The sequence below is a fragment of the Mesotoga sp. UBA5825 genome (assembly GCF_002432955.1).
Classification (GTDB): domain Bacteria; phylum Thermotogota; class Thermotogae; order Petrotogales; family Kosmotogaceae; genus Mesotoga.
In genome coordinates this window covers 1-6,457 of sequence record NZ_DJHG01000040.1, presented here as the reverse complement: position 1 = coordinate 6,457, position 6,457 = coordinate 1, and the positions used below count along the sequence as shown (strand labels likewise).

Annotated in this window: 5 protein-coding genes; all 5 read right to left on the bottom strand. The window is 48.5% G+C overall.

All coding sequences use genetic code 11. From position 1 onward, the window contains the following. Positions 1-252 precede the first annotated feature (252 nt). Positions 253-897: a nucleotidyl transferase AbiEii/AbiGii toxin family protein gene (locus B3N33_RS04005; RefSeq protein ID WP_214061400.1), complete on the bottom strand. Its 645-nt coding sequence runs from the start codon at positions 895-897 to the stop codon at positions 253-255. Beyond that, positions 861-1,145, bottom strand: coding sequence for a DUF6922 domain-containing protein (locus tag B3N33_RS04000; protein ID WP_214061399.1), 285 nt, complete (start codon positions 1,143-1,145; stop codon positions 861-863). The genes B3N33_RS04005 and B3N33_RS04000 overlap by 37 nt, the downstream gene beginning before the upstream one ends. A 385-nt stretch (positions 1,146-1,530) precedes the next feature. Further along, positions 1,531-3,405, bottom strand: a complete 1,875-nt coding sequence (locus B3N33_RS03995) for an ABC transporter ATP-binding protein (RefSeq protein ID WP_292592222.1) — start codon at positions 3,403-3,405, stop codon at positions 1,531-1,533. Beyond that, entirely contained in the window at positions 3,402-5,627 is a 2,226-nt protein-coding gene (locus B3N33_RS03990; protein WP_292592220.1) for an ABC transporter ATP-binding protein, read from the bottom strand. Before B3N33_RS03990 ends, B3N33_RS03995 begins: the two co-directional genes overlap by 4 nt. Continuing rightward, on the bottom strand, positions 5,627-6,088 hold the full coding sequence (locus B3N33_RS03985) for a MarR family winged helix-turn-helix transcriptional regulator (RefSeq protein ID WP_214061396.1): 462 nt from the start codon (positions 6,086-6,088) through the stop codon (positions 5,627-5,629). The genes B3N33_RS03990 and B3N33_RS03985 overlap by 1 nt, the downstream gene beginning before the upstream one ends. Positions 6,089-6,457 lie beyond the last annotated feature (369 nt).

Sequence of the window (6,457 nt, the reverse complement as noted above, 5' to 3'; positions counted from 1 at the left end):
TAGAGAGCGCGCGATACGGGCGAGATGAGACCCCTCAGAATCCCGAACAGGAGCTCCAAACAGGGGCATATTGGGGCAGGCTCTACTGGATGACATGGTGAAGGGCTTCCTGAATATCCACAGTAATGATGTAATCAGCCGACACACCTCATTGTCTTGCACCGAAGGTAATTGGCAGGTTCTATAGAATCTCTGTGAGGCAATATCATTAAGGATCTGGAGGGTATGCAAGCATTGCGAAGAAGCCTTTTCTTAATCACGATCTAGCCTAACTAAGCTCTTCGCCACATCGAATAGCTCTTTGCTTTTCACTTTCAGAGATTGCTTGACTTCTTTCCAGGTAAGGACTGCTCCTAATGGATCCGGGGAGTCCTCTACATCATCAAAGAAAGCTACAGCCCTTACTATATGGTACAGATCGACTTCTCTACCATACTTCTTGACAAAAGCTTGAAGAACTCTTTCCGAAGACTCTCTCTTCAGGATTTCTGCGAGATCGAAGTAGTCCTTTTTCTCTGCTCTTGCGGCAATAGCGCTAAGCTTCATGGCGGCGATATCGATTACCGAAGCCACATCCAGAGACCCATACTTGTTGAAAGGTTCAATTAGTGCATAATGGTATTCAAAAAAGCTTGTCCGAACACCGTCAATTTCAGCTTCAAGGGTCCCTGTCTGAACCCTTACTTTCTCCACCAAAACACCAAACTGCTTCAAATACTCCAACAATACTTCTGGCCAATAAGGCTGAGCTGTAAAGAAATCCAAATCGAAACTCACACGGTGTTCATAGTACATCGCCAGAGCCGTGCCCCCTGCAAGATAAAAATCAGTGAGTTTACTCTCAAGAATATTTAGAAGATTCAGCGTCTTTGATGAGAGTTTCCCGCTTCTAAGCATTTAGTTATCTCCGATCTAGGAATATTCAGAATAAGGCTCCAAAAATTTGCGGTCACCCTGCCGATTATTCTGCTTCTTCTAACTACCCCCGCGATCTCGGCCGAGTCATATTCAGAGAGAAGATTGACAACATCCTCCATCGTTCCGTACTCCAGAACCCTGGAAATAATGAAGAACTTGTCCTTCTCCTTATCAAGCTCTTTAACATCCACATCCCAGAAACATGTATTCCGCAAGTTTAGAGCCATATACTTCACCAAATCAATTCTATCATTTCAAGCTTCACAAACCTTCCAACTTCCCTGTAAACCTCCTGCTGTGGAGATCTCTCACAACCGCCATCTCGTAGAGCCTACCCTGATGGGTGCACCTGTTCAGGGTACCTGTACGGGATGACCCTGAACAGGAGCATTTCAGGGCAGGCTCAATATGATGACAGTCTTTTCTTGTTTTCCGTCATTCTCGTACTTCTGGCCGACATCTCGATATTTGCACCATTTACTAGACCAAATCCAGTCAGAAGTATCAGGGACAGTGTTTATAGTTCAGGAGAGCGCAACATTGTAGAGACAGAAAAAGGCGGGCTGAGGGCCCGCCGGATTGGTTTGATATTGAGATTTGTTTCTCTCTTGCTTATACAGCCTCTACGAAGTCGCTTTCAAACTGGCTGGTGTAAAGCTCGGCGTAGAAACCGCCACGTGCGAGAAGTTCTTTGTGGGTTCCCTGTTCGACGATGTCGCCTTCGTTCATGACGAGTATGAGGTCGGCATCTCTTATTGTTGATAGTCTGTGGGCAATCATGAAGCTTGTCCTGTTTCTCATAAGGTTTTTCATGGCTTGCTGTATCAGGGCTTCTGTTCTTGTGTCGACTGAACTGGTTGCTTCGTCGAGTATGAGGACCTTAGGATCTGCCAGGATTGCCCGGGCTATCGTTATCAGCTGCTTCTGGCCTTGCGAGATGTTGGTCTGCTCTTCGTTCAGCACGAGGTTGTAGCCTTCGGGGAGGGTGTGAATGAATGACTCGACGTGAGCAGCCTTAGCCGCTGCCAGTACTTCTTCATCCGTTGCGTCAAGCCTTCCGTATTTTATGTTGTCCCAGATGCTGGCATTGTAGAGCCAGGTGTCCTGGAGCACCATTCCAAAGTTTTCTCTCAGGTCGTGTCGGGTGTAGTCTTTTATGTTGTGGCCGTCCAGGAGTATTTCTCCAGAGTTGACGTCGTAGAAGCGCATCAGGAGTTTGACGATGGTTGTCTTTCCCGCTCCCGTGGGTCCGACGATGGCTATATTGTGTCCCTTGTCTACCTCGCAGGAGAAGTCTTTTATGATTGTCTTTTCCGGGACATATCCGAATCTGACATTTCTGAACTCAACGTGGCCGTGATGATCAACCCCATTGACGGGGTTCGTTGTCTCTGGTATTTCCTCTTCCTCTTCCAGAAATTCAAAGACTCTCTCTGCTGCCGCAGCCGTCTGCTGGAAGACGTTCATGATGTTGGCAATCTGAGCGATAGGCTGAGTGAACGACCTCACGTACTGTATGAAAGCCTGGATGTCACCGACCGTGATCATATTTCTGACGGCAAACCAGCCACCCATTATGGTTATGAGGACGTATCCGAGATTGCCCACAAAGGTCATGATAGGCATCATCATACCGGAGAGAAACTGGGATTTCCAGGCGGAGTCGTACAGTTCAGCGTTCAGTTTGTCGAATGTTTCTATGCTTTTCTCTTCTCCGTTGAAGGCCTTTACGACGACGTGACCTCCGTACATCTCCTCTACGTGGCCGTTTACCTTTCCGAGATACTCTTGCTGCTTCTTGAAGTATCTCTGAGACAACTTAACCACAAAGGCGATGAGTCCCATCGAGACAGGCAGTATTAGCAAGGCTATCAGCGTGAGCTGCCAGCTTATCGTGAACATCATTATGATGACCCCGACTACTGTCGTGATGGACGTTATGATCTGGCTCAAACTCTGGTTTAGCGTTCTGCTTATGGTGTCGACGTCGTTGGTTACCCTTGACAGGACATCTCCCTGGGAGCTCTTGTCGAAGTATTTGAGGGGAAGCCTGTTTATCTTATGGGAGATTTCCTCCCTGAATTTGTATGTGACCTTCGCAGATATGCCCGACATTATCCATCCCTGGATATACATAAACAGAGCGCTAAGTGCGTACAGTCCGAGAAGAATAAACATGGTTCTAGCTATCGAGTCGAAGTTTATTCCTTCGCCAGTTCCGGTGATCTTGGCCATTATTCCTTCAAAGACTTCCGTTGTCACCGTGCCGAGTATCTTCGGCCCCATGATGGAGAAAAGAGCGCCGGCCGCCGCGAAGCAGAGCACTATGATTATCAGGATCTGGTACTTCTTAAGGTATTGAACGAGTTTTTTCAGCGTTCCTCTGAAGTCTTTGGCTTTCTCTCCCGCACGCATCATGCCGGGGCCCATCGGACCTCCGCCGCGACCTCGATGACCTCTACCCTTTTCTCTGTTATCACTACTCATGCTAATTCTGCCTCTGAAAGCTGTGATTGTGCGATCTCTCTGTATATCTGACAGCTTTTCATCAGTTCGCGGTGCTTGCCGATTCCAACAAGGTTGCCCTCGTCAAGAACAAGTATCTGATCGGCATTTTTTATCGTCGCAATTCTCTGGCCGACTATTATCATCGTGCTATCTCCCGTTTCCTGCTTCAGTCTTCTTCTCAGCGCAGCGTCTGTCTTGAAGTCAAGTGCAGAGAAGCTGTCGTCGAAGAGGAGTATTTTCGGTTTCTTCAGCAGCGCCCTGGCTATGGAAAGCCTCTGCTTCTGCCCTCCAGATACGTTCGCACCGCCCTGGGAAATGGCTGCGTCATATCCTTCTTCTCTCGCGGTTATGAATTCGGCGGCCTGGGCGATTTCGACAGCCCTTTCAATTTCTTCTTCAGAGGCCGGCTCGTCGGCGTATCTCAGGTTGGATTCTATGGTTCCGCTGAACAGTACACCCTTCTGGGGGACGTAGCCTATCTTTTCTCTCAGTTCATGCTGGTTCACTTCCCGGATGTCTATTCCGTCAACAAGCACCTGGCCGCCGCAGACATCGTAGAACCTCGGTATCATGTTCAGCAAAGTCGACTTTCCCGAGCCGGTCGAGCCTATAATCGCCGTCGTCTGCCCGGGAAGGGCCGTGAAGCTTATGTCGTTCAGGATATTTTTCTCGGCTCCCGGGAAACGGTAGCAGACGTTTTTGAACTCGACAGTTCCCTTGAAATCACTGCCGAATTTCTTCGGGTTCTTGGGGTCCTTTATCTGGGGATCAACCTCTAGGATTTCAGAGACTCTACCTGCCGAAACGGAGGCCCTTGGGATCATGATGAACGTCATCGTCAACATGAGGAAGGCGAAGATGATCAACATGGCGTATTGTATATAGGCCATCATGTCTCCAACCTGCATCGTCGAGGCCTCTATCTGGTGCGCGCCCACCCAGACGATGAGGAGCATGGTCCCGTTCATAACAAACATCATCGCCGGCATCATCACTACCATCACCCGGTTTACGAATAGGTTGGTTCTTGTGAAGTCCTTGTTAGCGGAGTCGAATCTCTCTTCTTCAAACTTCTGGGTGTTGAAGGCTCTGACAACCATGAGGCCGGAGAGGTGTTCCCTTGTAACGAGATTCAGCCTATCGATAAGCTTCTGCATCTTCTTGAATTTCGGAAGGGCTATGACGAAAACGATTCCCACAAGGCCTAGCATTATGATGACGGCGAGCGCTATGATCCAGGACATGGAGGTGCTCTTCTCGAGAGCCCTCATGACTCCTCCGACACCAATGATTGGGGCGTAGAATGCCATTCTAATTATGAGAACAATCACGAGCTGTATCTGGGTAATATCATTTGTCGTTCTAGTTATGAGCGAAGCCGTAGAGAACCTTGCAAATTCAGAGTTCGAGAAGTTTTCCACTTTCTCGAAAACGTCTCTTCTCATCGATCTCGCCGAGGCAGCAGCTATCTTCGAGGCGATGAAGGCGACCATGATGGTACTCAGCGCGCTAAGCAAGGTCACGAGAACCATGACTAAACCGGTGCGGAGCACATAGCCGCTCTGCAATTTTTCGGTGTCCACGCCAAGCTCCTCGTAGATTTCCTTCACGGCAAGTGCACCCGACTGGTTGACGATGTTTTCACCCATGACTTCGACCATGCTGTCAACCTGACTTAGCATTTCGAGCCTCTGGGCTTCCGGCATGAGCCGCAGCAGCAGGAAGACGTTTGCACCTTCGGGGATGTTGAAGCCGTCCGGGGGTGTAAAGGTCCCAGCTGCCCCGGTCATGCCGTTCTTGATTCCAGAATACGCCATGAGGGCCTTGCCGAAGAGCAGATTGAGAGCCTGTCGGTCTTCAATCTCTTCACTTTTCAGGACGTAAACATCTTTGCTCTCCAGCAAAGGGTACTTCTTGAGGTTTTCTTCATAAGTCGCCGAGTCTTTGTTTATGAGATCGTAGTAGCTCAGGACTTGTTGCCTCTCTTCTCCGCTCATGAAAAGCGAGACGTTATCGAAGGCCTCTTTGCTTATGGCCTCAGGAATAGCGTCTTCGATACCGCCCTGCTGAATACCGACGTTTACGATATTCGACATGTAATCTGGAAGTGCCAGTTCTGTCATGGCCTGAACGAAGAGCAATGCCACCGCGACGATGATGAAGACAGTATAGGGTTTAAGGTATCTTATAAGTTTGAGCATCAGCTTCGTCCTCTTTCTTTGTATTCTTGCGATTCTTCGAGTATCCTCTCCAGCTTCTCAAGACCTTGCATGATAGAATCAAGGTCTTCTTCAGTTGTCGTAGACAATGCCCTTCTCATCTTATTGGCAAAGGCATTGAGCTGTTTCTTCACGGGTTTGCAATACTCTTCCGCAAGACTTATCATAACTATTCGCCTGTCCTCTTCGCTTCTCTTTCTTTTGACGATCTTCTTTTCGACGAGTCTGTCGATTATCCCCGACACCGTGCTGTTTGAGAGATCTAGCTCCCTGCTTATATCGCTTATCTTCATATCGCCGTATTGGTTGAGTACTCTCATAACAAGGATCTGGGATTGGGTTACGTGCATCTTCTTGAAATCCCTTTCGAAATTCTGCTTTATGAGAGACACGATCCGCTTGATCGCTGTCAGCATCTCTTCTATTCTTGAGCTTTCTTCCAACAGAACCACCTTCTTCTTACATTTTCAGAACTTTCGCATACGAATACTTAGAGTCCGAATATTTCGCATGCGAAATATATTCTACTGCAATAAACGGCCAGTGTCTACGAAGAAAGAAAGAAAATTCGTAAACTTTGCGAGAACACGAACGATTTTTTCTGCTACGTGATCTCTCCGCGCCCGAGGCAAACCGGGTCTCGGGGTTGGGGTCTAGGGTCTCGCAAGAGCTGGAAGAGTGCGAAGAACCGTCCCTCGTACTTACCAAGAGCATGGACCCGTCCTTGGAAAAGCGGGAGAAGGGCAGTTCTTAGTTCCGACGCTGTGCGTCCAGGTTCTTGGTCAGAGAAGATGTAAGAGGCCAGAGGAAAG

What these genes read in the sequence shown, in the direction of transcription:
- B3N33_RS04000 (WP_214061399.1), bottom strand. Translation starts at nt 1,145, where the DNA reads ATGGCTCTAAACTTGCGGAATACATGTTTCTGGGATGTGGATGTTAAA.
- B3N33_RS03995 (WP_292592222.1), bottom strand. Translation starts at nt 3,405, where the DNA reads ATGAGTAGTGATAACAGAGAAAAGGGTAGAGGTCATCGAGGTCGCGGC.
- B3N33_RS03990 (WP_292592220.1), bottom strand. Translation starts at nt 5,627, where the DNA reads ATGCTCAAACTTATAAGATACCTTAAACCCTATACTGTCTTCATCATC.
- B3N33_RS04005 (WP_214061400.1), bottom strand. Translation starts at nt 897, where the DNA reads ATGCTTAGAAGCGGGAAACTCTCATCAAAGACGCTGAATCTTCTAAAT.